Consider the following 21873-nt stretch of genomic DNA (forward strand, 5'->3'; position numbering starts at 1 on the left):
GGCGCCCGCCCGGTTGGTCTATTCCAGGTCGACCAGCGTCAGGTCGTTGAACCAGGACTGGGCGGAGACGAAACCCTTCACCTTCTTGCTCATGGCCCGGGGATTGAGGTCATGCACGATCCACAGCCATGGCGCATCGTCGACCAGGATCTCGTTGGCCCGCTTCAGGTGCGGTTCCCACGCCTTCGGGTCGGACAGGCCGAGGATCGTCTCGATCTGCTTGTCGAACTCCGCATTCTTCCAGTTGCCCCAGTTGGAGCCGTTGGGCGCGAAGTTGGCGCTCCAGAACCAGCGCGCCATCTGCGAGATGTCCGACGAGACGAGGCTGATGTTCATGGCATCGGCGTTGAGAGCCTGCGGGGCGGTGGGCGAGCTGCGCAGCGCCAGCAGCACGGTGCCCCACTCGACCACCTCGAACGAGATGTCGAACCAGCAGTCGGCCATGGTCTGCTGCAGGAACTCGTTCATCGGCACGGGCAGCATCTGGCCCGAGCCCGAGGTCGAGATCATGATCTTGGCCTTGACCGGCTTTTCCTTGGAATAGCCGGCCTCCTTCAGCAGGGCCTGGGCCTTCTTCGCGTCGAAGCCGTACTTGTTCTGCGGGTTGCCGAAGGACGGGTTCTTGGCGTTGAAGAAGCCGACCGACGGCTCGGCGATGCCGTTCAGCAGCTCGCCCATGCCCTTGCGGTCGACGCAATGGTTGGCCGCCTGGCGCACGCGCAGGTCGCGGAAGGGCGAGTCGGCCTTGGCCAGGTTGAAGACCCAGGGCCAGACATGGGGGTAGGAATTGGTGGTCAGCACGAAACCCGCCTGTTTCAGGCTGGGGATGGCGTCGGGCGGCGGCACCTCGATCCAGTCGACCTGGCCGGAACGCAGCGCCGCCAGCCGGGTCGTCGCCTCCGGCATCGGCAGCAGGACGACCTTGTCGACCTTGGCGACCTTGGCCTTGTCCCAGTAGCCGTCCCAGCGCGACAGGTCGACCGAGATGCGCGGCTTGAAATCGGTGATGCGGAAGGGGCCGGTGCCGGCCGGCGCCTTGGCGAATTCCGGCCAGCTCTTGCCGGTCTTCTCGTACTGCGCCGGGCTGGCGAAGAGGATGTAGGGCGTCAGGTAGGGGAAGTAGGACATGGCGACGTCGAGCGTGATCTCGACCGTCGCGTCGTCGATCTTGCGCCAGGCGCGCACGTTGGGCACCCGGCCGCGCACGATGGCGCCGCCTTGCGTCTCGAACTGCGCGGAATTGGGATTGTAGAAGCGCTCCAGGTTCCACAGCACGGCGTCGGCGTTGAAGTCCGTGCCGTCATGGAATTTCACGCCCTTGCGCAGCGCGAAGGTCCATTTCTTCGGGTCAGCCTGGTCCTGCTTCCAGCTTTCGGCCAGGCCGGGGCGGATGTCGGCCAGCACGTCGGCCTTGTCGAGTTGCCACAGCGCCAGGCTCTCGAACACCGGGTAGCCCAGGAAGCGCATGCCCTCGTAGCCGTTGTTCGGCATGCCGGTGGTGGTCGGCACGTCGGACGCCGTCATGGCGATACGCAGCGTCCCGCCGGCCTCGGCCGTGGCGGGCCAGGCAAGCGCGGCCAATGCTGCCGCCGCGAGAGTCCACTTGATCCCCTTCGTCGTTCCGACCGACATTTGCAGGCCTCCCGTTATTGTGGTCCGGCGGATGGCCGATGCTATTGCAAGACGAGGACCATCGCCAGTTGTCCGCCCCAGGAGAATTCACCCATGCCGGAGCAGAAGCCCGCCCGCCGACTGTCGCTGGAGGAATTCCAGGCGCGCATAGAATGGAACGGCATTCCCCACGCGCCGGAGCGGCTGGAGGCACTGCATGGGGCCTATCTCGACCTGATGGTGCTGACCGACCGCATGCGCCGTGGCTACGGCTATGCCGACGAGCCCGCCTCGATCTTCCCGCCGGAGGGCCGGCGATGACCGATGCCTTGCATTTCCTGACCATCGACGAGGCATCGCGGCGCATCGGCGACGGCAGTCTGTCGCCCGTCGATCTCGTCCAGGCGGTGGCCGACCGCATCGCCGCCGTCGATCCGGCCATCAACAGCTACGTCACGCCGACGATTGACGCTGCCCTGGCCGACGCGCGCACGGCCGCGGCCGAGATCGCGGCCGGCCGCCGTATCGGTCCGCTGCACGGCATCCCGGTCGGCATCAAGGACATCTTTGCCACCAAGGGCGTGCGCACGACCGCCCATTCCCACATCCTGGCCGACAACGTGCCGGACGAGGACTGCGTCGCCGTCGCCCGCCTGAAGGCAGCCGGCGCCGTCGTCATGGGCAAGCTGGCGACGCACGAGTTCGCCTTTGGCGGGCCGGACTGGACCCTGCCGTTCCCGCCCGCGCGTAACCCCTGGAACCGCGACCACTTCACCGGCGGCTCGTCGTCGGGGTCGGGCGCGTCGGTCGCGGCCGGCCTGTGCCTGGGCGCCATGGGCAGCGACACGGCGGGCTCGATCCGCATGCCGGCCGCCTTCTGCGGCATCGCCGGCATCAAGCCCTCCTATGGCCGGGTCTCGCGGCGCGGCGTGGCGCCGCTCGCCTTCAGCCTCGACCATGCCGGGCCGATGACCTGGACCTCGCGCGACGCCGCCCTGATGCTGCAGGCGATCGCCGGGCATGATGCCCGCGATACGGCCTCGGCCGACGTGCCCGTGCCTGACTACGCGGCGGCCCTGACCGGCAGCGTGTCGGGCCTGCGCATCGGCGTCGTCCGGCATTTCTATGAAGAGGACGACCGCGCCGACGCCGAGGTTCTGACGGCGATGGATGCCGGCTACGACGTGCTGCGCGGCCTGGGCGCCACGGTCGAGGACGTGCGCCTGTCGCCGGCGCAGGACTACAGCGCCTGCTGCAACGTCATCATGCTGTCGGAGGCGTTCGCGATCCACGAATCCGACCTGCGCACCCGGCCCGAAAAGTTCGGCTGGATCCTGCGCGACCGCATGATCCTGGCCAGCCTGCTGACGGCCGGCGACTATGTCCAGGCGACCCGCGCCCGCCGCCAGCTCGCGGCCGAGATGGAAGCCGCATTGGAGCGCTACGACGTGCTGGTGACGGCCGGTGCCTGGACGCCGGCACCGCGCATCGACGCGATCTCGCCCTATTATCTGTTCCGCCGGCCGCTGCTGACCGCGCCCTGCGACGTGACGGGGCTGCCTGCCCTTTCCGTGTGCAATGGCTTCTCGGCCAGCGGCCTACCGCTCGCCATGCAGGTCTTGGGGCGGCGTTTCGACGAGGCGACGGTGCTGCGCGTGGGCGACGCCTACGAGCGGGCGACACCCTGGCGCGGCCGCCGGCCGAACCTGTGAGCCGGGCGCGATGACGGCGACGGTGCGAGTGCGGCGCAGCGGGCAGTGGGTGAGCTTCGCCTGCGCCGACACCGAATCGCTGGTTGACGCGGCGGCGGCGGAGCGGATCTACCTGCCGGCAAGCTGTCGCAGCGGCACTTGCGGCACCTGCCTGGTGCGGCTGGTGGAGGGGGGCGTGCATATCTCGGCCGAGGCCTGGGCCTTGTCGGCCGCGGACCGCGATGACGGCTTCATCCTGGCCTGCCAGTCGCGGCCGGCGACGCCCGAACTGGCGATCGACTATGACGACTGAGGGAAGGGGTCCATGAAGATCGGCCAGGTCGAATCCGTGTGGCGCTATCCGGTCAAGAGCATGGCGGGGGAGCGGCTGGAGGAGGGGTTTCTCTCCTATGCCGGCCTCTATGGCGACCGGGTATATGCCTTCCACAATCCCGCGGCCGGAGCCGCCTTTCCCTATCTTACGGCGCGCCAGCAGCAGCCGATGGTGGCCTATCGGCCGCGTTTCCTCGATGCCGAGGCGGCGGCCCGGCCGGTCAACCTGGCCGCGGCCCAGAAGCTGGGGCCGGGTGTGACCCCGCTCTTCACCGACGCCGCCGGCTTTGCGGTGGAGGTCACGACGCCGGACGGCCGCACCTTCGCCGTCGACGACCCGGCGCTCGTCGCCGACCTGAAGGCCGGCCTGCCGACCGACGACCCGATCGCCGTGCTGCGGTCGGAGCGGGCATTGACCGACTGCCGCCCGATCTCGCTGTTCTCCAACCAGACCGTGGCGGCCATCGCGGTCGAGACCGGGTTGGCCGCCGACGGGCGCCGCTATCGCGCCAACCTCTATGCCGATTTCACCGACGGCGAGGCCTTCGCCGAGGAGGCCCTGGTCGGCCGGCGCCTGCGCATCGGCGACAAGGCCGAGATCGCGGTGCTGGAACTCGACCCGCGCTGCAAGATGATCACGCTCGACCCCGACACCGGCGAGGCGGAACCGAAGATCGTGCGCTGGCTGGCCAAGGCCCATGGCGGCATGGCCGGGCTCTATTGCGCGGTGCTGGTGGAGGGGACGGTGCGGCTGGGCGACGCGATCGAGGCCATCTGACCGGGCAGGGCGGTCAGGCGGCGTCCAGCCAGCGGCGCCAGGCCGGCCACAGATCGAACGCCTGGGCGACCAGGGCATAGCCGCCCGCGTTGGGATGGGCGCCGTCGCCGGCCGCCACTTCGCCCACCCAGGCGGCGGAGCCGGCGGCGATGGCGAAGACCTCCAGGAACGGCACGCCGAGACGGGCGCAGAGCGCCGCCAGCTCCGCCGAAAGCAGGGCCGTGCGCCGGTCGACGGCGGGATCGCAGATCGGGAAGGGGCCGACCATCAGCGTCGGCCGCCGCTTGAGCGCCGTCGCCAGGATCGTCTCCGCATTGGCCAGCACGCGGTGCGGCGCCACCCGGACGCCGGCATCCTCGCCCTCGCAGCAGTCATTGGCACCGAAGGAGAATACCAGGCGCCCGTCATGCTCCGGCGGCAGGCGTCGATCCGCCTCCCCCTGCCAGCGCGCCAGGACATCGGCGCTGGTGTCGCGGCGGATGCCGAGATTGTAGCAGGTGAGGTCGCGACCGCCGCGCCGGGCGGCCGCACAGGCCCGGCCGACCCAGCCGAGGCAGGCATCGTCGCCGGTGCCGTTCACCATGCTGTCGCCGAAGAAGCAGATCCGGAGGGGGGCGGGCGGCGGCATCGGTCGGTCTGCCTTGATTGGGTGGCTGCCTTGATTGCGTGGCGGCCTTAATTGCGGGGCTGCCTTAATTGCGTTGCAAATGTCGCGGCAAGCTGGCGGGCCGCCTCCCGGCGGCCCAGGAGGGTCCGATGTACAAGTTCGAAGTCTACAAGGACAAGGCCGGCGAGTACCGCTTCCGCCTGAAGGCATCCAACGGCGAGCCGATGGCCACGTCGGAAGGCTACAAGGCCAAGGCGTCCGCGCTCAGCGCCATCGAAGCGATCAAGAAGAACGTCCCCGACGCCAAGGTCGACGACCAGACCTGAGCCGGCTTTCGCTTGATCACCGAAGGGGCCGGTCGTCACGGGCCGGCCCCCACCGATCCTTGCCGGCGCGCGCCATCGGCGATCTTGCCTCGGCAGCCGGCTTCCTGCTAAACACGGGGCTGCATCAGGAGTTGGGGCGACGCCCAACGCCAACCTGCCGTTCCGGGCAAGGTGGCACTCCCGCGAGGGAGGATGTGGCCGAGCCGGCAACCAAACGGATCCCAGCCACGAGCGTCGTTCCGGAAGACAAGGAACGCCGTGTCATGCCGATCAAGATTCCCGACGATCTTCCCGCCCGCGGCACCCTGGAAGCCGAGGGCATCGTGGTCATGCGCGAGACGGACGCGATCCGGCAGGACATCCGGCCCTTGCGTATCGGGCTGCTCAACCTCATGCCCAACAAGATCAGCACGGAAACGCAGATCGCGCGCCTGCTCGGGGCGACCCCGCTGCAGATCGAGCTGACGCTGGTGCGGATCACCGATCATGTGCCGCGGAACACCTCGGCCGACCATCTGGCCACCTTCTATCGGCCGTGGAGCGAGGTCCGCACCGACCGCTTCGACGGTTTCATCATCACCGGCGCGCCGGTGGAGCGCATGCCCTTCGAGGCGGTCCGCTACTGGCCCGAGCTGCAGTCGATCCTCGACTGGACGCAGACCCATGTGCATGGCTGCCTCACCATCTGCTGGGCAGCGCAGGCAGCACTCTATCATTTCCATGGGGTGCCCAAGCACGAGCTGCCGCAGAAGGCCTTCGGGATCTTCCGGCATCGCAACCTGGCGCCGGCCTCGCCCTATCTCAGGGGCTTCGCCGACAGCTTCGACATTCCGGTCTCGCGCTGGACGGAGGTGCGGGCGGCCGACCTTCCCTCCGGCAGCGGCCTGGAAGTGCTGGGAGCCAGCGACGACACCGGTCTCTGTCTCGTCAGCGACGCGCAGCGCCGGTCGCTGCATATCTTCAACCACTTCGAGTACGACACCACCACGCTGGCCGACGAGTACGCCCGCGACGGCGCCGGGCAGATCCCCGCAAACTACTTCCCCGGCAACGAACCTTCGTCCGCGCCGGAGAACCAGTGGCGCGGCCACGCCCACCTGCTGTTCGGGAACTGGATCAACCAGATCTACCAGACCACGCCGTTCGACCTGGCCGCGATCGGCCGGGGCTGACCGGCGGTCGCGACGAGCGCCGGTCAGGGCGAGCAGAAGTTGCAGCGGCTGTCGATGAAGTTCGCCTGGGACTGGTGGCCGGCAAAGCAGAGGGTGGTGCGCACGTCCACCATGTAGGCGCGGCGGGTGCCCTCGGCTGTGTTGGGGATGCGCACATCGGCCCAGCAGTAGCCCACGCCGTCCTCGTCGCAGACGAAGCCGATCGTCTCGCCATGCTTCATGCCCTGCCAGCCCGAGCTGGCGGCCAGCCTGAACAGGGTGTCGCGTCCGTTGTAGACGAGGACGTCGATCGGGTTCTGGTGGCAGTTCTTCAGTTCGAACCGAAGCTCGGCCGCGCGGCCTTCCGTGACGGCGAGGAGCAGCGCCAGGGCAAGCATCACCATCCGCATCCGACCGTCTCCGTGCCAGCGCATCTGCAAGCGACTTTGTACCATCGCTGCTTGCAGTTGTTCGAGATGCGATCCGGCAAAAAGAAAGGGCCGGTCGTCGCCGACCGGCCCCGTCTTCGTTCATTCGGTAGCGGATCAGCCGGCGCCGGCAACCGCACGCTTGGTCATCACGCCGATCAGGTGGGCGCGATATTCCGCCGAGGCGTGGATGTCGCTGTTGAGGTTGCCGGCCGGCGCCTTCAGCCCCTCGACCGCTGACGGGGAGAAGTTGGCGGACAGGGCGGCCTCGGCTTCCTTCCAGCGGAAGGCGGTCGGGCCGGCGCCGGTGACGCCGACGCGGACGCCCGCCGCCGTCTTGGCGACGAAGGCGCCGACGATGGCGTAGCGCGAGGCCGGGTTGCGGAACTTCTCGTAGGCCGACTTCTCGACGATCGGGAAGCTGACCGACTGGACGATCTCACCTTCTTCCAGGGCGGTCTCGAACATGCCCGTGAAGAAGTCGTCGGCCGTGATGGTCCGCTGGTTGGTGGTGACGGTCGCACCCAGCGCCAGCAGGGCGCCCGGATAGTCCGCCGCCGGGTCGTTGTTGCAGATCGACCCGCCCAGCGTTCCGCGGTTGCGCACCTGCGGGTCGCCGATCAGGGCGGCCAACTGGGCGAGGCCCGGAATGGCGGACTTCACCTCGGCCGACGCGGCGACGGCGCCGTGCGTCGTCATCGCGCCGATGACGACGGCGTTGCCCTCGCGGCGGATGCCGGTCAGGCCCGTGACCTTGCCGAGGTCGATCAGGTCCGACGGCTGGGCCAGGCGCTGTTTTAGGGTCGGCAGCAGGGTCATGCCGCCGGCCACCAGCTTGCCGTCGTCGGCCTTGGCGAGCAGGGCCACGGCGTCGGCGACCGAAGTGGGGTTGTGGTACTCGAAATTATACATGGGAGCGTCCTTTTCCCTTCGGTCCGTCAGGCGGCCTTGGCTGCGCGCTTGTCGTGGATGATCTGCCACACCCGCTGGGGCGTGGCCGGCATCTCGACATGGCGCACGCCCAGCTGCGAGAGGGCGTCGACGATGGCGTTGATCACGGCGGGTGGCGAGCCGATGGCACCGGCCTCACCGCAACCCTTCACGCCCAGCGCATTGTCGACCGCCGGGACGTTGTGGGTGGAGACCTTGAAGTTCAGCAGGTCGTCCGCCCGGGGCATGCAGTAGTCCATGTACGAGCCGGTCAGGATCTGGCCGGCCTGGTCATAGATGCAGCCTTCGAGCAGCGCCTGGCCGATCCCCTGGGCGATGCCGCCATGGACCTGCCCGTCGACGATCATCGGGTTGATGATGCGGCCGAAATCATCGGCGGCGACGAAGTTCACGATCTCGGTCACGCCAGTGTCGGGGTCGATCTCGACCTCGCAGATATGCGTGCCCGATGGGAAGGTGAAGTTCTTCGGGTCGTAGAACGCCGATTCGTCGAGGCCGGGCTCCAGCGTCTCCATCGGGTAGTTGTGCGGCACATAGGCCGTGAGCGCGATCTCGCCGAACGCCTTCGACTTGTCCGTGCCCGCAACCTGGAACTTGCCGTCCTTGTACTCGATGTCGGCCTCGGAGGCCTCCAGCAGGTGGGCGGCGATCTTCTTGCCCTTGTTCACCACCTTCTCGACCGCCTTCATGATCGCCATGCCACCCACGGCCAGCGAACGCGAGCCGTAGGTGCCCATGCCGAAGGCGACCTTGTTGGTGTCGCCATGGACGATCTCGATGCTCGCCATCGGCACCTGGAGCAGGTCCGAGACGAGCTGCGCGAAGGTCGTCTCGTGGCCCTGCCCATGGCTGTGGGTGCCGGTGAAGACCGTCACCGAGCCGGTCGGATGCACGCGCACCTCGGCCGATTCGTAGAGGCCGGCCCGGCCGCCCAGCGCACCCACCACCTGGCTGGGGGCGATGCCGCAGGCCTCGATGTAGGAGGACACGCCGATGCCGCGATACTTGCCGCGGCGGGCGGCTTCCGCCCGGCGGGCCTCGAAGCCGGCGTAGTCGATCTCCTTGGTCGCCATTTCCAGCGTCGTGAAATAGTCGCCGCTGTCATACTGGAGCGCAACCGGCGTCTGGTACGGGAAGGCGTCGGTCGGGATGAAGTTGCGGCGACGTAGCTCGACGGGGTCGATCCCCATCTCGTCGGCCGCCACGTCGACGATCCGTTCCAGCAGGAAGGTCGTCTCGGGCCGTCCGGCGCCGCGATAGGCGTCGACCGGCACCGTGTTGGTGAAGACCGCGCGCACCTCGGCATAGATGACGGGCGTGGTGTAGACGCCGGCCAGCAGGGTCGAATGCAGGATGGTCGGGATGCAGGTCGAGAAGGTCGAGAGGTAGGCGCCCATGTTGGCGAGCGTCTTCTCGTGCAGGGCCAGGAACTTGCCGTCCTTGTCCAGTGCCAGCTCGACCGTGGTCACATGGTCGCGGCCATGGGCATCGGACATGAAGGATTCCGAGCGATCGGCCGTCCACTTGATCGGCCGCGCCAGCTTGCCCGCCGCCCAGGTGACGATCGCTTCCTCGGCATAGTGGAAGATCTTGGAGCCGAAGCCGCCGCCGACGTCCGGCGCCACCACCCGGAGCTTCGATTCCGGGATGTTCAGCACATAGGCGCCCATCAGCAGGCGGATGACGTGCGGGTTCTGGCTGGTGGTGTAGAGCGTGTATTCGCCCGTGCCGCGGTCGAAGTCGCCGATCGCCGATCGCGGCTCCATTGCGTTCGGCACCAGCCGGTTGTTCACCAGCTCGAGCCGGGCGATGTGGTGGGCGCCCTTGAAGGCCGCCTCGACGCCGGCCCGGTCGCCGAATTCCCAGTCGTAGCAGGAGTTGAGCGGCGCCTGGTCCCACACCTGCGGGGCGCCCGGCTTGATCGCGTCCGGCATGGAGACGACGGCCGGCAACTCGCTGTAGGTCACGCCCAGCCGCTCGGCGCCGTCGCGGGCCTGCTGTCGCGTCTCGGCGATGACGACGGCCACCTGGTCGCCGACATGGCGCACCCGTTCCGGCGACAGCGGGATGTGCGGCGGCTCGATCATCGGCGTGCCGTCGCGGCTGTTGATCAGCCAGCCGCAGGGCAGGCTGCCGACGCCGGCCTTCACCATGTCCGCCCCGGTGAAGACGGCGACCACGCCCGGAACCGCCAGGGCAGGGGTCTTGTCGATCGCCTCGATCACCGCGTGGGCGTGCGGCGAGCGCACGATCCAGGCATGAAGCTGGCCATGGCGGTTGATGTCGTCGGTGTAGTTCCCGCGCCCGGTGAGGAAGCGGAAATCTTCGCGGCGGCGCACGGGGGCGCCGATCCCGGTCTCCGGCAGGGCGTTCATGGCGCTACCCCCTCATGGATTTGGCGCCGGCAATCACCGACTTGACGATGTTGTGGTAGCCGGTGCAGCGGCACAGATTGCCTTCGAGCCACTCGCGGACCTCGTGCTCGGTCGGGTCCGGGTTGTTCTTGGCGAGGTCGACCGCGCTCATCACCATGCCGGGGGTGCAGAAGCCGCACTGCAGGCCATGGTTCTCGCGGAACGCCTCTTGCATCGGGTGCAGCGTGTCTTCGGTCGCCAGCCCCTCGATGGTGGTGACCTCGGTCTCGGCGCACTGGACGGCCAGGATGGTGCAGCTCTTGATCGAGCGGCCGTCGACATGGACGACGCAGGCGCCGCACTGGCTGGTGTCGCAGCCGACATGGGTCCCGGTCAGGCCCAGGGTTTCGCGCAGGAAGTGAACGAGCAGGGTGCGAGCCTCGACGGCTCCGGTCACCGATTTGCCGTTCACCGTCATGGTGACGGTGCTGGCCATGTTTCCTCCCTAGAGTTCGCTGTCAAGAAATGGTGGCACGAGCCCGGCGCGCCGCTTCCCAGTGCTTCGCCGCCCGGCTCGGTGGAACCCCCGACCGTCCAACTGTCGAACGGTCCGGGGCATTGGTCAAGCGCCCCCGCGGCGGCGGCGGGCCGCCGTCAGCGCGGGGTGGCGAAGACGAGCAGGATGAGGACGGCCAGCGCGATCAACCCGATGATCCACACCGTGGGGTTGAGAGTGGATCGCGCCGGCGGTGCGGCGGGCGCCGGCGGGGCCGGGGGTGGTGCGGGACGCGGCGGCGCGGCCTGGATGGGCGGCGCCTCCACGGGTGCCGCGGCGTCGACCACGGCCGCCTCGATGGCAGGGGCTACCGCATCGACCGCGGCCGGCGCCGGGGCAATGGCCTCCGGCGCGGGTGGCGGGGCCGCCGCCGCGGCGTTGGCGGCGACCAGCTCGGCGAAGCGGCTGAAGAACTCCTCGGCCATCTTGCGCGCGGTGGCGTCGATCAGGCGCGAGCCGATCTGGGCCAGCTTGCCGCCGACATTGGCGCTGACCGTGTAGCGCAGGATGGTGTCGGCGCCGTCGGCCTCCAGCTTCACCTCGGCCCCGCCCTTGGCGAAGCCGGCGGCCCCGCCCTGGCCTTCGCCGGTGATGCGGTAGCCGTTGGGCGGATCGAGGTCGGACATGGTGACCTTGCCGCCGAACCGCGCCTTCACCGGCCCGACCTTGGCCGTGACCTTGGCGGTGAACTCGGTCGGCGAGGTCTTCTCGACCTCCTCGCAGCCGGGGATGCACTGGCGCAGCAGTTCGGTGTCGTTGAGCGCCGCCCAGACGGCCTCACGCGGGGCTGCGATCCGGTATTCGCCCGACATATCCATGATGAATCGCTCCTTGGCCGCCCCAGTAAGCCGCGAACCTATCGTCGGCCATGCCTGGGAGCAAGCCGGCGACGCGGATGGCCGGATCGGGCCGATACGAAGGAGCTTGCACGCGAGGGGTATTCTGCGCGAGTTTGCCGCCGCTACCGATGGCGGAGTGCTAGGCGCAGGCGCAAAGCATTCGCAATCAATGACCATCGGGGCGGACAGCGGCAGTGGGAGACGGGGAAGTCCCGTGGAAATTCCAATGGTCGAGGCAAGGATGTGAGCGTTGAACAACTGATTGCCGATTATGGCACCTGGTTCTACGTCATCACATTCTTCTGGACGTTTCTCGAAGGGGAGACGTTCGTCATCATTGCCGGCGTGGCGGCCCAGAAGGGCCTGCTCGACTGGTGGTCGCTGTTCCTGTGCGCTTGGTTCGGCAGCTTCTGCGGCGACCAGACCTACTTCTGGATCGGCCGGCTGTACGGGCCCAAGGTGCTGGCCAAGTTCCCGCGCTGGCGCGCCGGCGTGGAAGGGGCCCTGTCGCAGGTGCAGCGCAACAGCACCTGGTTCATCCTGACCTTCCGGTTCATCTACGGCGTGCGCAACTTCGCCTCCTTCTCGCTAGGGATGGCGCGCGTCCAGCCGATGCGCTTCGCCGTCCTCAACTTCATCGCGGCCTTCGTCTGGGCGCTCTCCTTCGCCGGGGCCGGGTACATCTTCGGCGAGGCGTTCGAGGCTGTGGCCGGCGAATGGGTGCAGGGCGTGGGCCTTGTCCTGTTGACCTGCCTGGCGCTGTTCGCGATCCTGATGATCATGCGCGCGCGCCGTAACGGGAAGCGTCGGCGGGCGGCCGAGGCCCATGCCGCGGCCAGCCCGGTGGAGCCCCCGGCCGGGACCTGAAGCGCGCCGCCACCAGACAGTAACGGCCAGCGCCCGCGGGACAGAACGGCGCACCGCAAGACGTTCGACGGGGGTAGAGCGATGCGACGTTTGATGGCGGCGATGTCCGGCGCGGCGGCAGCCGGGCACGCATTCCCCGCATGGGCGGCCGGGGCGGGGGTGCCACATATCGACGGCAGCGGGCTCGGCCTGCTGTGGGGCGTGCCGTTCGCCGGCATCCTGCTGTCCATCGCCATCCTGCCGCTGGTCGTGCCGCAGCTCTGGCATCATCATTTCGGCAAGATATCGGCCGCCTGGGCCCTGGCCTTCCTGGTGCCGGCCGTCGCCGTGTTCGGAACGGGCGTGGCAGCCTACGAACTGGCCCATACGCTGCTGCTGGAATACATCCCCTTCATCGTGCTGCTGTGGGCGCTCTTCACGGTGGTCGGCGGCATCCGGCTGGTGGGCGACCTGCGCTCGTCGGCCGGCACGAACACGGCGATGCTGGCGATCGGTACTGTGCTGGCAAGCTGGATGGGCACCACCGGGGCGGCGATGCTGATGATCCGGCCGCTGATCCGGGCCAACGCCTGGCGCAAGAACCAGGCCCACGTCATGGTCTTCCTCATCTTCCTGGTCGCCAATGTCGGCGGCGCGCTGACGCCGATCGGCGACCCGCCGCTGTTCCTGGGTTTCCTCAAGGGCGTGCCGTTCTTCTGGCCGACGAGCGCGCTCTTCCTGCCCATGCTGGTGGTGGTGGGATCGTTGCTGGCGATCTTCTTCTTCCTCGACAGCTACCTCTTCACCCGCGAGACGGCACAGCCGCCGAACGACCGCACCGGCGAGCGGCTGGGGGTGGAAGGCGGCATCAACATCCCGCTGCTGGGTGCCATCGTCGGTGCGGTGCTGCTCCGCGGCGTCTGGCATTCAGGTGTGGACATCACCATCCATCATGTCCCGGTGCCGCTGGAGAGCATCGCCTCCAACCTGCTGCTGGTGGCGATTGGCCTGTTGTCGCTGCGCCTGACCCGGCAGGAGACGCGGGTCGGCAATGCCTTCTCCTGGGGACCGATCGCGGAAGTGGCCAAGCTCTTCGCCGGCATCTTCATCACCATCGTGCCCGTCATCGCCATCCTGCGCGCCGGGCCCGACGGCGCGATGTCGGGGCTGGTGGCGCTGGTCACCGGGCCCGACGGGCGGCCGATCGACGCCTGGTATTTCTGGCTGTCGGGCGGCTTGTCGAGCTTCCTCGACAATGCGCCGACCTACCTCGTCTTCTTCAACCTGGCGGGCGGCGACCCGGCGGTGCTGACCAGCAGCCTGGCCTCGACCCTGGTGGCGATCTCGGCCGGCGCGGTCTTCATGGGCGCCAACACCTATATCGGCAACGCACCCAACTTCATGGTGAAGGCGATCGCCGAGGAGCGCGGCGTGAAGATGCCGAGCTTCTTCGGCTACATGGCCTGGGCCGGCATCTTCCTGATCCCGCTGTTCGCCCTGGTGACGGTGATCTTCTTCCTCTGAGGCGTCCTCAGTTCGCCTGCAGCACCGGCAGCGTCATGTGCCGGCAGACATGGGCGGTGGCGCCGCCGAAGATCATCTCGCGCCAGCGCGTGTGGCCATAGGCGCCCATCACCAGCAGGTCGGCGTCGATGTCGGCGGCGGCCGCCAGCAGCATCGCCCCGGCGTCGCCCTCATCGCCCTCGCGGATGCGCACCTCGACCTGGATGCCGTGGCGACGCAAAAAGGTGGCGGCCGCCTCGGCCGACGCGGCCGGGCCGCCATCGCGGCCGATCGCCAGCAGCACGGTGGAATCGGCAGACTCCAGCAGCGGCAGGGCGGCGTGCAGGGCGCGCGCCGTGGTATGCGAATCCTTCCAGCCGATCAGCGCGCGACGTCCGATCGAGGCCGGCGCCGGGCGCCCGTGCGGCAGCACCAGGCAGGGACAGGCCGTCATCAGCGGCAGTTCCTCCATCGGGTGCAGCGAGATGACGTGGTCCAGCGTCATTGCCGCGTTCTGGCCGACGAGCGCGATGTCGGCAAAGCGGCTCTCGACCTTGATAACGTCGATCGGCTCGCCGTCGACGACGTGCATCTCGATCGCCACCCCTTCGCGCTGGCTGGCCTCTGCGACCAGGCCGCGGAAGATGTCCGCCTTCTCGCGCGCGATCGCGACGGCCTCGGCGATATAGGCCGCCGACGCGCCGCGTCCGACGATCGCGGCCGGCATCTGCGCCGGGGCCGTGACGTAGAGGGCGGTGACATGGGCATCCAGCCGGCGGGCCAGCACGACGGCCGTGGCGAGGCGATGGTCGGCTTCGCCGTCATTGGCGAGGTGGACCAGGATCGTCTTGACCGTCATGCGGGCGGTTCCCCAGGAATGGACGCTTGAGCCAGGACCCGAGGCTAGTGGACCGGCCCCCGTCCTGGCAATGCGTCGTGCCGTCAGTGCCGCCGCGGCAGTTCGATGGCGTACTCTTCGAGCGGCAGGATGGACTTGATCACGCCGCGGGAGTGCAGGAACTCCGCAAAGCGCAGGTAGCGCGCCCGGTCGAGCGCCCCCGGCCGCAGTGCGAAGCGCGGCATGGTATCCCGCCAGGCCCGCCGGTTCAGTTCGTCGTCGAGCTGCTTGTGCTGGGCCAGGAACAGCTTCCAGCTCTCCTCCGGGTGGTTGATCAGGTACTGCGTGCCGCGCTCGACGGCATCGATGAAGGGGCGCAGCGGCAGGGTGCCGAGCCGGCCGCGCTGGGCCACCAGGATCAGTTCGTCATAGGGCGGCACCCCTTCCTCCTCGACGAAGAAGGCGCGGCCCTTCTTGCCGATCAGTTCGAGCTGCGTCAGCTCGAAGTTGCGATAGGCGCCGATGATGGCGTCCACCCGGCCGCTCGCCAGGGCCGGCGTCAGGCCGAAGCCGACATTGATCAGCTTGATGTCGGCCACGGTCAGGCCGTGGCGGGCCAGCATCGCGCCCATCGTCGCATCCTCGGTGCCGGCGACCGCGAAGCCGACCGTCTTGCCCTTGAGGTCGGCGATCGAGCGGATCGGGCTGGCATCCAGCACCACCAGGCTGTTCAGCGGCGTGGCGATGAGCGTGCCGATGCGGGTCAGCGGCAGGCCCTGGCCGGTCTGGATGTGCAGGTGCGGCTGGTAGCTGACCGCGATGTCGGCCTTGCCGACCGCCACCAGCTTGGGCGGGTCGTTCGGGTCGCTGGGCGCGATCAGGCGGACGTCGAGCCCGGCCTCGCGGAAATAGCCGCGCTCCAGCGTCACCACCAGCGGCGCATGGTCGGGATTGACGTACCAGTCCAGCAGCACGTCGAGCTTCGTCAGGGGCGGGGCAGGGGGTTTGGTCTGCGCCTGGGCCGCCGGTGCGGCGAGGGCGAGCAGGATGGCGGCCGCGAGCAGGCGGATCGGTTTCATCGGGACCTTCCCAGGGTTTCGGGTTGCCACGGAACGAGCCGGCGCAGCAGCGCATCCAGCCCGTAATAGAGCGCGATCGCCATGGCGGCCAGGACCACCAGGGCGGCGAACAGCAGGTCGATCTGCATGCGGCCGTTGGCATGCAGCATGAGGAAGCCGAGGCCGGCGCCGCTGCCGACCCATTCGCCGATGACGGCGCCGATGGGGGCGACGGCGGCCGCGATGCGCAGCCCCTGGGCCAGGGCGGGCAGGGCGGCCGGCACGCGCATCTGGCGCAGGATGGCGCCCTCGCTGGCGCCCATCGTCCGCGCCAGCTCCATCCAGCCGGTGGGCGTGGTGCGCAGCCCGTCGAAGAACGAGGTGGCGACGGGGAAGTAGATGACGAGGGCCGCCATCACGATCTTCGACGCCAGTCCGTAGCCGAACCACAGCACCAGCAGCGGCGCCAGCGCGAAGACGGGAATGGCCTGGCTGGCGATGACGACCGGCAGCAGCCAGCGCCGGGCGAGGGCCGAGCGCACCACCAGCAGCGCGGTACCGACGCCCAGCGCAACGCCGACGAGGAGGCCGACGACGATCTCGGTCGCCGTGATCAGGGCATGCTCGGCCAGCAGGTCGGCGCGCATCCACAGTGCCAGCGCGACGGAACTGGGTGGCGGCAGGATGTAGAAGGGCAGGCCGAACAGCCAGGTCGCCGCCTCCCAGAGGGCGAGCAGGCCGGCGGCGGTGATCAGTCCGCGGATCATTAGTCAGGTCCCGTCGTCGGCCAGGCGGCGCAGCAACTCGCCCTGGAGCGCCAGCACGGCTGCGTCGTCCACCGCGCGCAAGGGTTCGCCCGGCGGCAGGATCGGGTCGGACAGGCGGGCCGGCCGGCCCGTCATCACGAACACCCGGTGGCCCAGCCGCAGCGCTTCCAGCGGGTCGTGGGTCACCAGCAGGACCGTGCGCCCGGCCAGCCGCTCGGCCGCAAGGGCTTGCAGGCGCAGGCGCGTGACGGCGTCGACGGCGGCAAAGGGCTCGTCCATCAGGACGATCGGCCGGTCCTCCATCAGCGTGCGGGCCAGCGCCACGCGCTGGCGCATGCCGCCCGACAGGGCCGCCGGCCGCTGGCCCGCTGCGGCCGACAGGCCGAGCTCGCCCAGCAGGGCATCGGCCCGCGCGCGGTCGGGCCGCTCGCCGCGCAGGCGCTGGCCCAGCAGCACGTTGTCGCGCGCGTCCAGCCACGGCAGCAGCAGGTCCTGCTGGGCCATGAAGGCGATGCGGGGGGCGATCGGCAGGCGGTCCCCGGCGGTGACGCCGCCGCCGGGCAGGCCGGGCACCAGCCCCGCCACCAGCCGCAGCAGGGTCGACTTGCCGACCCCGCTCGGCCCCAAGAGGCAGGTCCAGCGCCCGCCCTCGATGACGAGGTCGAGCCCGGCGAACAGCGCCTGCCCGTCGAAGGCCACGCCGGCCCGATCCAGGCGGATGGATGGTGCGGAAATGCTCACGGAAACGAACGCCTCTCCCTTCGCCGGCATGATCCGGATCAGGTTCGAGGGGTCGTTTCCCGCTGGTGGAAACCTCTCAGCCGGCCCCGGCCGGCTCCCCCGGGGTAATGGCGCCAGTATGACGGCAAGCGCGCGCACCATGCAAGACGGCGCAATTTCCCGTCTTTCTAACCGGCGCCAACCGGCTCAAGGTGCGGCCGGCATGGAGTCCCCCCGATCCCCGCTCCTGCGGGCGCTCACGAACCCGTATTTCCTGCTGGCGCTGGCGGCGCTGACCTGGTCCGGCAATCATGTGGTCGGCCGGGCGATCGCCGGGCACGTGCCGCCCTATGCGCTCTCGACGCTGCGCTGGGCGGTGCCGATCCCCATCCTCTGGGTACTGGCCCGGCCGCATGTCGTGCGCGACTGGCCGGCGATCCGGCAGCACTGGAAGCTGATGGTGGCGCTGGGGCTGGGCGGCGGCACGCTGTTCAGCGCGATGCAGTATGTCGGCCTGCAATACACGAGCGCCCTCAACGTCTCGGTCATCAACTCGCTGGCGCCGATGATGATCGTGGCGGCCGGCGCCCTGCTGTTCGGCGAGCGGCTGTCGGCGCGCCAGCTCCTGGGCATAGGCCTGTCGCTGGCGGGCGTGCTGGCGATCATCACCAAGGCCGATCCGGCACGGCTGGCGGGCCTGTCCTTCGACATCGGCGACGTCATCATCCTCTTCAACATGGCGGTCTGGGCGGTTTATTCCGCCTGCCTCAGGATGGCGCCGCGCATTCACTGGCTCAGCTTCGCCTTCGTGCTGGCGGTGATTTCGGCGCTGGGCACGCTGCCGGCGATGGCGTGGGAGCATGCGTCGGGCTATCAGCTCCAGCCCACGCTGGCGACGCTGCTGGCCGTCCTCTACGTCGCGATCTTCCCCAGCTTCGTCGGCTATGCCGCATGGAATCGGGGCGTCGAGGCGATCGGCGCCAGCCGGGCCGGCGCCTTCCTCTACGTCATTCCGCTCTATAGCGCCGTGCTCGCCAGCACCTTCCTGGGCGAACGCCTGATGGCCTATCACGTCGGCGGGTTCGTGGCGATCGTGGCCGGCGTGACCCTGGCCGTGCGCCGGGCCGCGACTGCCCGTTGACAAGCATTGCGGGCGGCTCCAATCCTCCCGCGCGGACGCTTGCTTCTTCGGTCGTGCATTCGACCGCAGGTGGCGCAGGGGTCGCGGGACGAATGTCCTGGCGGCGCAGTTCCTGCATCTACTTTTCGTAGAAGCTTCTGTAGGGGCGGGGATACCGCCATCGGCGAGGGGAGAGCGACATGAGCATTCGGAACGAGGACAAGCCGGCGGCACAAGGGCAGGACGGCCAGACCGTCAGCCGGCGCGACATTTTCCAGCTCTCCGCCGGGGCGGCGGGTGTGGCGGCGGCGGCCGGCATCGTCGGCGGCGGCGTGATGATGCCGCGTGCGGCCATGGCGCAGACCATGGATAACTCCAAGAGCAAGCTCTACGAGGTCCTGAAGCGCGGCAAGCTGATCGTCGGCACGGGCAGCACCAACCCGCCCTGGCACTTCGAGGATCGCAGCGGCAAGCTCGTCGGCATGGACATCGACCTGGCCCGGCTGATCGCCAAGAGCCTGTTTGACGACTACGAGAAGGTCGAGTACGTCATCCAGGGCTCCGACGCCCGCATCCCCAGCCTGGTCACCAACAAGGTCGACATCGTCGTCCAGTGGATGACCGTCACCGCCGGCCGCGCCCAGCAGGTGGACTTCACGATCCCCTACTACCGCGAAGGCGTCGGCGTCATGCTGATGGCCAACGGCAAGTACAAGCAGTTCGCCGACCTGAAGTCGGCCGGCAAGGCCGTCAAGATCGGCGCCATGCAGAACGTCTTCATCGAGGAGTGGGTGAAGAAGGGCCTGCCGGAGGCCACGGTCGAGCAGTTCGACAGCCCGGACTCGGTTCTCCAGGCGCTGAACGCGCGCCGCGTCGACGGCTACCTCGCCGACCAGTCGGCCATGCGCTGGGTGATGCAGCAGTTCCCGAACCGCTATACCGATGCGGGCTATGGCTGGATGCCCAATTCCTATGCTTCCGCCGTCCGCCCAGGCGACCCGATCTGGCTCAACTGGGTCAACACGGTCTACAAGGAAGCGATGATGGGCGTCGATTTCGACTACTTCGCCGCGTCCTACAAGAAGTGGTTCGGCATCGAGCTGCCGACGCCGAAGGTCGGCTTCCCGCAGGAATTCGCTTGACCCTCAAGCCTGAACGGCTGCTGAATGTACCGACGGGCCGGCATTCCCATCCCGGGGATGCCGGCCCGTTCCGGATCGGCGGAAATTCCTGACGGCGTGATCGGCGCATGACCTATCAGTTCAACTTCGATCCGATCTTCCGCAGCTTCGACAAGATGCTGGCCGGACTGTGGCTCGGCCTGTGGCTGGCCGCCCTGTCGCTGGCGATCGGCTGCGTCATCGGGCTGCTCGTCGCCTATGGCCGGCAGTCGCGCATCGCGCCGCTGCGCTGGGCCCTGGTCATCTATGTCGAGGTGATCCGCAACTGCCCGATCCTGTTGCTGATCTTCTTCGTCTATTTCGGCCTGCCGGAGCTGGGCATCTTCTTCCTCGACAAGATCGACAGCTTCGTCCTGACGCTCTCGATTTATGCCGGCGCCTACCTGTCGGAGGTCTTCCGCTCCGGCCTGTCCTCGATCCCGGTGCGCTACGTCGAGGCGGCCAAGGCGATCGGCCTGCGCCCCTGGCAGCGCCAGCGTTATGTCGTGCTGCCGGTGATGTTCCGCATCACGCTGCCCGCGCTCGCCAACAACCTGATCTCGCTCTTCAAGGACACCTCGCTGGCGGCCGCCATCGCGATCCCCGAGCTGACCTTCATCACGCGCCAGATCAACGCCAACACTTTCCGCGTGATGGAAAGCTGGCTGACCGCCAGCGTGCTGTATCTCGTCACCTGCTACGCCATCGCCTGGGCCTTGCGCCGGGTAGAGCGGCGCTACGCCGTCATCCGCTAGGGGGCGGGGCCGATGTTCACGTTCGAGCCGGGCACCTTCCTCTTCGAGGCGTGGGTCGCACGCAATCAGCTCCTGACCGGGCTTTCCGTCACGGCGCAACTGTCGGTCGTCACCATCATCATGGGCTCGATCATCGGCATCTTCGGCGGCATCGGCCTGACCTACGGCGCCCTGCCGGTGCGCTTCCTGATCCGGGTCTATGTCGATGCCGTGCGTGGCATCCCGGTGCTGGTGTTGATCCTCTTCAGCTATTACGGGCTGGCACTCTTCGGCATCCACATCTCGCCTTTCACGGCGGGGGTCGTTGCACTGGGCGGCTTCTGCGGCGCCCACATGTCGGAGACGGTGCGCGGTGCGCTCGAATCGATCCCGGCCGGCCAGACCGAGGCCGCCAAGGCGATCGGCCTGCGCTTCGGCCAGCGCCTGCGCTACGTGCTGCTGCCGCAGGCGGTGCGCCGGCTGCTGCCGCCCTGGGTCAACACGTGCGTCGAGATGGTCAAGGGCACGACCCTGCTGTCGATCATCGGCGTGGTCGAGCTGCTGCTTGCCACGCAGCAGACGATCGCCCGCAACTACCTGATCCTGCAATTCTATTTCGCGGCCGGCATGCTCTACGTGCTGGTCAACCTGGCGATCTCGCAACTGGGCGCGCTGCTGGAGCGGCGCACCGCCCATCTTCGCTACTGAGGGATTTCATGGTCCAAGCCCAGCCGCTCCTGCGCGCGATCGACGTCCACAAGAAGTTCGGCGATGTCGAGGTGCTGAAAGGCATCGACCTCGATGTGCAGAAGGGCGAGGTGCTTGCCATCATCGGCTCGTCGGGGTCGGGCAAGACCACCTTCCTGCGCTGCATCAACCTGCTGGAGGAATTCCACCAGGGCGAGATCCAGGTCGATGGCGAGCGCATCGGCTACACCGCCGGCAGCCACAAGCGCCTGGGCGAGTCGGCGATCGCCGCCCAGCGTGCCCGCATCGGCATGGTGTTCCAGAGCTTCAACCTGTTCCCGCACATGACGGCCGAGCAGAACGTGACGCTGGGACTGATCAAGGTGCAGGGCCGGCGCAAGGAGGAGGCGGTCGAGATCGCCCGCCGCTGGCTCGACCGGGTCGGCCTGGCGGCGCGCCGCGACCACTATCCCTACCAGCTTTCGGGCGGGCAGCAGCAGCGCGTCGCCATCGCCCGCGCGGTCTCCATGGAGCCCAAGCTGGTGCTGTTCGACGAGGTGACCTCGGCGCTGGACCCGGAACTGGTGTCCGAGGTGCTGGCGGTCATGCAGGACCTTGCCAAGAGCGGCATGACCATGCTGGTCGTCAGCCACGAGATGAGCTTCGTGCGCGCGGTCGCCACCCGCGTCATCTTCATGGAGCAGGGGCGCGTGGCCGAGCAGGGCGTGCCGGCGGAGGTGTTCGCCCGGCCGAAGTCCGAGCGGCTGGCGGCCTTCCTCGGCCGCTTCACCGGGCTCGCCCACTGACCGTTCCGC

24 protein-coding genes and 2 riboswitches are annotated in these 21873 nt (G+C 68.6%); of the genes, 13 read left to right on the top strand and 11 right to left on the bottom strand.

Annotated features, from left to right (window positions below; translation table 11 throughout):
• Positions 1-18: 18 nt before the first annotated feature.
• Complete coding sequence (locus STVA_RS09865) at positions 19-1632, bottom strand: ABC transporter substrate-binding protein (RefSeq protein WP_123687798.1); 1614 nt, start codon at positions 1630-1632, stop codon at positions 19-21.
• Positions 1633-1725: 93 nt separating this feature from the next.
• Here STVA_RS09865 and STVA_RS09870 point away from each other — a divergent pair, with 93 nt between their 5' ends.
• From STVA_RS09870 to STVA_RS09885, 4 genes are read left to right on the top strand one after another with little or no spacing between them, the layout of a single operon-like run.
• On the top strand, positions 1726-1932 hold the full coding sequence (locus STVA_RS09870; RefSeq protein ID WP_123687799.1) for a hypothetical protein: 207 nt from the start codon (positions 1726-1728) through the stop codon (positions 1930-1932).
• A complete protein-coding gene (locus STVA_RS09875; protein WP_123687800.1) occupies positions 1929-3323 on the top strand; it encodes an amidase in 1395 nt (464 codons plus the stop codon). Before STVA_RS09870 ends, STVA_RS09875 begins: the two co-directional genes overlap by 4 nt.
• A gap of 10 nt (positions 3324-3333) precedes the next feature.
• Positions 3334-3615: a 2Fe-2S iron-sulfur cluster-binding protein gene (locus tag STVA_RS09880; protein ID WP_123687801.1), complete on the top strand. Its 282-nt coding sequence runs from the start codon at positions 3334-3336 to the stop codon at positions 3613-3615.
• Positions 3616-3627: 12 nt separating this feature from the next.
• Positions 3628-4413, top strand: a complete 786-nt coding sequence (locus STVA_RS09885) for an MOSC domain-containing protein (RefSeq protein WP_123687802.1) — start codon at positions 3628-3630, stop codon at positions 4411-4413.
• Between the two features lie 13 nt (positions 4414-4426).
• On the opposite strand, the gene STVA_RS09890 is transcribed toward STVA_RS09885, so the two are convergent.
• Positions 4427-5041 (bottom strand): GDSL-type esterase/lipase family protein, encoded by a 615-nt coding sequence (locus STVA_RS09890; protein ID WP_123687803.1) that lies wholly within the window; start codon positions 5039-5041, stop codon positions 4427-4429.
• Positions 5042-5169: 128 nt separating this feature from the next.
• Here STVA_RS09890 and STVA_RS09895 point away from each other — a divergent pair, with 128 nt between their 5' ends.
• Complete coding sequence (locus STVA_RS09895; protein ID WP_123687804.1) at positions 5170-5346, top strand: YegP family protein; 177 nt, start codon at positions 5170-5172, stop codon at positions 5344-5346.
• Between the two features lie 116 nt (positions 5347-5462).
• A riboswitch (SAM-I-IV-variant riboswitch) is annotated at positions 5463-5570 on the top strand.
• A 39-nt stretch (positions 5571-5609) separates the two neighbouring features.
• Entirely contained in the window at positions 5610-6518 is a 909-nt protein-coding gene (locus tag STVA_RS09900) for a homoserine O-succinyltransferase (protein ID WP_123687805.1), read from the top strand.
• Positions 6519-6541: 23 nt separating this feature from the next.
• Here STVA_RS09900 and STVA_RS09905 read toward each other — a convergent pair whose 3' ends face one another.
• From STVA_RS09905 to STVA_RS09925, 5 genes are all read right to left on the bottom strand, one after another.
• Positions 6542-6907 carry a hypothetical protein gene (locus tag STVA_RS09905; protein WP_123687806.1) on the bottom strand — a complete coding sequence of 122 codons (366 nt, stop codon included), beginning with the start codon at positions 6905-6907 and terminating at the stop codon, positions 6542-6544.
• Positions 6908-7042: 135 nt separating this feature from the next.
• The gene (locus tag STVA_RS09910; RefSeq protein WP_123687807.1) at positions 7043-7837 is read right to left on the bottom strand and encodes an FAD binding domain-containing protein; all 795 of its coding nucleotides are present in this window, start codon (positions 7835-7837) and stop codon (positions 7043-7045) included.
• A gap of 26 nt (positions 7838-7863) precedes the next feature.
• Positions 7864-10251, bottom strand: coding sequence for a xanthine dehydrogenase family protein molybdopterin-binding subunit (locus STVA_RS09915; RefSeq protein WP_123687808.1), 2388 nt, complete (start codon positions 10249-10251; stop codon positions 7864-7866).
• A 4-nt stretch (positions 10252-10255) separates the two neighbouring features.
• The gene (locus tag STVA_RS09920; protein WP_123687809.1) at positions 10256-10726 is read right to left on the bottom strand and encodes a (2Fe-2S)-binding protein; all 471 of its coding nucleotides are present in this window, start codon (positions 10724-10726) and stop codon (positions 10256-10258) included.
• Positions 10727-10884: 158 nt separating this feature from the next.
• On the bottom strand, positions 10885-11604 hold the full coding sequence (locus tag STVA_RS09925; protein WP_123687810.1) for an SRPBCC family protein: 720 nt from the start codon (positions 11602-11604) through the stop codon (positions 10885-10887).
• A gap of 264 nt (positions 11605-11868) precedes the next feature.
• On the opposite strand from STVA_RS09925, the gene STVA_RS27595 reads away from it, so the two are divergent.
• Positions 11869-12492, top strand: coding sequence for a DedA family protein (locus STVA_RS27595; protein ID WP_170216267.1), 624 nt, complete (start codon positions 11869-11871; stop codon positions 12490-12492).
• Between the two features lie 81 nt (positions 12493-12573).
• Entirely contained in the window at positions 12574-13995 is a 1422-nt protein-coding gene (locus tag STVA_RS09935; protein WP_123687811.1) for a sodium:proton antiporter, read from the top strand.
• A 7-nt stretch (positions 13996-14002) separates the two neighbouring features.
• Here the strand turns inward: STVA_RS09935 and STVA_RS09940 are convergent, their stop codons facing one another.
• The 4 genes from STVA_RS09940 to STVA_RS09955 all read right to left on the bottom strand — a co-directional run bounded on the left by STVA_RS09940 (position 14003) and on the right by STVA_RS09955 (position 17378).
• A complete protein-coding gene (locus STVA_RS09940; protein WP_123687812.1) occupies positions 14003-14833 on the bottom strand; it encodes a universal stress protein in 831 nt (276 codons plus the stop codon).
• An 83-nt stretch (positions 14834-14916) separates the two neighbouring features.
• Positions 14917-15891: an ABC transporter substrate-binding protein gene (locus tag STVA_RS09945; protein WP_123687813.1), complete on the bottom strand. Its 975-nt coding sequence runs from the start codon at positions 15889-15891 to the stop codon at positions 14917-14919.
• Positions 15888-16637, bottom strand: coding sequence for an ABC transporter permease (locus STVA_RS09950; protein WP_123687814.1), 750 nt, complete (start codon positions 16635-16637; stop codon positions 15888-15890). The genes STVA_RS09945 and STVA_RS09950 overlap by 4 nt, the downstream gene beginning before the upstream one ends.
• 3 nt (positions 16638-16640) lie before the next feature.
• Positions 16641-17378: an ABC transporter ATP-binding protein gene (locus STVA_RS09955; protein ID WP_245978129.1), complete on the bottom strand. Its 738-nt coding sequence runs from the start codon at positions 17376-17378 to the stop codon at positions 16641-16643.
• A riboswitch (TPP riboswitch) is annotated at positions 17377-17489 on the bottom strand. Its footprint overlaps the gene before it by 2 nt.
• Before the next feature lie 91 nt (positions 17490-17580).
• Here STVA_RS09955 and STVA_RS09960 point away from each other — a divergent pair.
• The 5 genes from STVA_RS09960 to STVA_RS09980 all read left to right on the top strand — a co-directional run bounded on the left by STVA_RS09960 (position 17581) and on the right by STVA_RS09980 (position 21864).
• Positions 17581-18498, top strand: a complete 918-nt coding sequence (locus STVA_RS09960; protein ID WP_170216268.1) for a DMT family transporter — start codon at positions 17581-17583, stop codon at positions 18496-18498.
• A gap of 179 nt (positions 18499-18677) precedes the next feature.
• On the top strand, positions 18678-19619 hold the full coding sequence (locus STVA_RS09965; RefSeq protein ID WP_123687816.1) for a transporter substrate-binding domain-containing protein: 942 nt from the start codon (positions 18678-18680) through the stop codon (positions 19617-19619).
• A 107-nt stretch (positions 19620-19726) separates the two neighbouring features.
• A complete protein-coding gene (locus tag STVA_RS09970; RefSeq protein WP_123687817.1) occupies positions 19727-20392 on the top strand; it encodes an amino acid ABC transporter permease in 666 nt (221 codons plus the stop codon).
• Positions 20393-20404: 12 nt separating this feature from the next.
• Positions 20405-21079 carry an amino acid ABC transporter permease gene (locus STVA_RS09975; RefSeq protein WP_123687818.1) on the top strand — a complete coding sequence of 225 codons (675 nt, stop codon included), beginning with the start codon at positions 20405-20407 and terminating at the stop codon, positions 21077-21079.
• Positions 21080-21087: 8 nt separating this feature from the next.
• The gene (locus STVA_RS09980) at positions 21088-21864 is read left to right on the top strand and encodes an amino acid ABC transporter ATP-binding protein (RefSeq protein ID WP_123687819.1); all 777 of its coding nucleotides are present in this window, start codon (positions 21088-21090) and stop codon (positions 21862-21864) included.
• Positions 21865-21873 lie beyond the last annotated feature (9 nt).

It is taken from the genome of Stella humosa (assembly GCF_006738645.1).
Lineage (GTDB): Bacteria > Pseudomonadota > Alphaproteobacteria > ATCC43930 > Allostellaceae > Allostella > Allostella humosa.

Coding starts and splice junctions, on each gene's coding strand:
- STVA_RS09865 (WP_123687798.1), bottom strand. CDS start 1,632: ATGTCGGTCGGAACGACGAAGGGGATCAAGTGGACTCTCGCGGCGGCA.
- STVA_RS09870 (WP_123687799.1), top strand. CDS start 1,726: ATGCCGGAGCAGAAGCCCGCCCGCCGACTGTCGCTGGAGGAATTCCAG.
- STVA_RS09875 (WP_123687800.1), top strand. CDS start 1,929: ATGACCGATGCCTTGCATTTCCTGACCATCGACGAGGCATCGCGGCGC.
- STVA_RS09880 (WP_123687801.1), top strand. CDS start 3,334: ATGACGGCGACGGTGCGAGTGCGGCGCAGCGGGCAGTGGGTGAGCTTC.
- STVA_RS09885 (WP_123687802.1), top strand. CDS start 3,628: ATGAAGATCGGCCAGGTCGAATCCGTGTGGCGCTATCCGGTCAAGAGC.
- STVA_RS09890 (WP_123687803.1), bottom strand. CDS start 5,041: ATGCCGCCGCCCGCCCCCCTCCGGATCTGCTTCTTCGGCGACAGCATG.
- STVA_RS09895 (WP_123687804.1), top strand. CDS start 5,170: ATGTACAAGTTCGAAGTCTACAAGGACAAGGCCGGCGAGTACCGCTTC.
- STVA_RS09900 (WP_123687805.1), top strand. CDS start 5,610: ATGCCGATCAAGATTCCCGACGATCTTCCCGCCCGCGGCACCCTGGAA.
- STVA_RS09905 (WP_123687806.1), bottom strand. CDS start 6,907: ATGCGGATGGTGATGCTTGCCCTGGCGCTGCTCCTCGCCGTCACGGAA.
- STVA_RS09910 (WP_123687807.1), bottom strand. CDS start 7,837: ATGTATAATTTCGAGTACCACAACCCCACTTCGGTCGCCGACGCCGTG.
- STVA_RS09915 (WP_123687808.1), bottom strand. CDS start 10,251: ATGAACGCCCTGCCGGAGACCGGGATCGGCGCCCCCGTGCGCCGCCGC.
- STVA_RS09920 (WP_123687809.1), bottom strand. CDS start 10,726: ATGGCCAGCACCGTCACCATGACGGTGAACGGCAAATCGGTGACCGGA.
- STVA_RS09925 (WP_123687810.1), bottom strand. CDS start 11,604: ATGGATATGTCGGGCGAATACCGGATCGCAGCCCCGCGTGAGGCCGTC.
- STVA_RS09935 (WP_123687811.1), top strand. CDS start 12,574: ATGCGACGTTTGATGGCGGCGATGTCCGGCGCGGCGGCAGCCGGGCAC.
- STVA_RS09940 (WP_123687812.1), bottom strand. CDS start 14,833: ATGACGGTCAAGACGATCCTGGTCCACCTCGCCAATGACGGCGAAGCC.
- STVA_RS09945 (WP_123687813.1), bottom strand. CDS start 15,891: ATGAAACCGATCCGCCTGCTCGCGGCCGCCATCCTGCTCGCCCTCGCC.
- STVA_RS09950 (WP_123687814.1), bottom strand. CDS start 16,637: ATGATCCGCGGACTGATCACCGCCGCCGGCCTGCTCGCCCTCTGGGAG.
- STVA_RS09960 (WP_170216268.1), top strand. CDS start 17,581: ATGGAGTCCCCCCGATCCCCGCTCCTGCGGGCGCTCACGAACCCGTAT.
- STVA_RS09965 (WP_123687816.1), top strand. CDS start 18,678: ATGAGCATTCGGAACGAGGACAAGCCGGCGGCACAAGGGCAGGACGGC.
- STVA_RS09970 (WP_123687817.1), top strand. CDS start 19,727: ATGACCTATCAGTTCAACTTCGATCCGATCTTCCGCAGCTTCGACAAG.
- STVA_RS09975 (WP_123687818.1), top strand. CDS start 20,405: ATGTTCACGTTCGAGCCGGGCACCTTCCTCTTCGAGGCGTGGGTCGCA.
- STVA_RS09980 (WP_123687819.1), top strand. CDS start 21,088: ATGGTCCAAGCCCAGCCGCTCCTGCGCGCGATCGACGTCCACAAGAAG.